The sequence below is a fragment of the Natrinema pallidum DSM 3751 genome (assembly GCF_000337615.1).
Classification (GTDB): domain Archaea; phylum Halobacteriota; class Halobacteria; order Halobacteriales; family Natrialbaceae; genus Natrinema; species Natrinema pallidum.
Genome location: NZ_AOII01000064.1, coordinates 1 through 2123, shown reverse-complemented (window position 1 = coordinate 2123; position 2123 = coordinate 1). Strand labels below are relative to the sequence as shown.

The 2123-nt window shown below is 55.6% G+C and carries 1 pseudogene; it reads right to left on the bottom strand.

What is annotated here, in order from left to right:
* Positions 1–200 precede the first annotated feature (200 nt).
* Positions 201–2123, bottom strand: a pseudogene (locus C487_RS09540) (TraM recognition domain-containing protein); the annotation flags it as partial.

Below are 2123 nucleotides of genomic sequence, written 5' to 3'. Positions count from 1 at the left end.
TCTTTGACGGGCTCACGCTGTGCCGGCTGTCGAGACCTCGGGGTAAACACGTACCATTGCTGCAAACGCCTCCACACCATCTCCGGTTGGATCGATCTCGATCGACTCGTCCATCGCTGATGAATCAGAACTCGGTAATGCTAACGGCCCGTTCTGATCAGTATCAGAGACCGGGTTGTCAAATTGGGCTGACTCACCAGTCGAGTCAGTGGGCCACAATTCCTCGCGACCCGGGTTTGTCGAGAGCCGATATGTCTCACCAGACTGGAAAACCAGTGGGTCGCCACCGGGTGGTAGAATCAACACGACATAACTGTCACGCGAATAGTCTGCGTCTGGCAGGTCGACAGCAGGAATGAACGGTCGTTTGATCAGCGTCCAGTCCTGCTCAAAGTCGTCTTTGGAGTCGTATACCTGGGTCTCTCCAGCCTGATAGACGGTATACTGGCCAGTTTCACGGTCATGGCNGGTCATGGCTGTAATAGGCCGGAACGCTGTCCTTCGAGAGTACTCCGTCATCAGGGACGCGAGCGAACTCTATGTTCCCATCGGAAAGGACGCGCTCGCCGTTGTCATGCGTCCAGACGGTCTGATTTGTCTCGGACGTCTTTGGACGAACCGCAGTGACACCGCCGTGAGCCGTCGCACCACCGCCGAAGGTCACAACCTCGTCGCAGTTATAGAACTGTTCAGTGCCGTCCGTTCGCTCTCGGAACGGCGGCGAGAGGATACTCTCGACTCGTGACGCAACCTGTGTCTCAGACTCCCCAGGTCGGACAACGAAGATCGGAATGCGATCCCCCTCGTGAGCGCGTTTGAGATTCTGCAGAACCTTCGCTGGTCGGTCTGGCGTCGTTGTCTCAGCCTCGATATTAAACACAACATCGTGGTCTGGGTGCGTCGCAACTGCGTCAGGTTGCTCGCTCCCATCCTGCTCGAGAATCTCGACACTGAACCCGCGTTCAGTGAGTGACACCTCAGCATCCAAAAGCACTTCATCGTGGCTAGTTCCACCAGCTGAGCCGACAGTGCCTGTCTTGGGCTGGACAAACTCTTCACCCTTGTCAGNGGTCGACCTTGATCAACCGCGAAGCATCACGGACGTCCGGCAGGTCTTCATCTGCATAGTCAATCTCGAGTTCAGTCTTCTCGAGGCGAGCCACGAGTTCCTCGTCAACAGCTGTTACATCAACCCAGCCATTTGCCTCTCGCACACCCTCTCGAATTTGGACAGTGCGAAGGGCTTCTGCCATGGTCTCATCCAGTATCTTCGTCGGATTGGCTGCCTCATTGGCGTCGCTGTAGAGGAGATTCTGGAGGATCTCCGCGTCCGTTAGCGGCTCAGTTCCGTAGCGCTCGAGGCTCTGTTCGATGATGTCATCGATGTCGTCTGTCCCACGGAGAGGCGGGTATGGTGGAAACGTCCGAATCAAGACGGGTTCGGAGTATCGCCCTCCAGAGAGAGGAATCCGCGTCCACACTTTGAACTGGTTGGTCGTGATGAGGTCTTCTGCGGTGTAGTCGCGGAACCGTTTCATCAATAATTCGGCATCATCACTGTCGTTGACCGAGAACGTGAGGAGGTTGTCACAGTTGTTCTGCATCGCTTTCAACGTGTCCTCGTCAAGTTGCGAGGGATACTGCGAGGCAAGAGTCACGGAGAGACGCATCGACCGAGCACGGGCTAGCATCGACTCGATATCGAGGTTGTCGCTAGCGATGTCATCGAACTCGTCACAGAGGACGAAGTAGGGATTCGGCGTCGTATCCAACTCATATGACCGCCGCTGAATCGCACTCCAGAGGTTACGCATTACGCCGAGCGTGACCATCTTCTTGATATCCGTGTTCTCGACGGGCGTCCGGACGATGACGATTCGGTCGTTGTCGATGATATCTCGGAAATCGATCGTACTCTCACGATGGGCGATGATCCGGCGAATCACCGAGTTCTCGACCCACGACTTGATCCGTTTTAGGAGCGGGCGTACCGTCTCCTCTTCCATATTCGCGATCTCGAGGCAGAATTCCCTGATGTAGGGGTCCTCGACATCGAGCGCAAAGTCTTCGCGCCGCTCGGCATTAAGCAATATGAAGTACATGTCGATGATCGAGAACGGCTT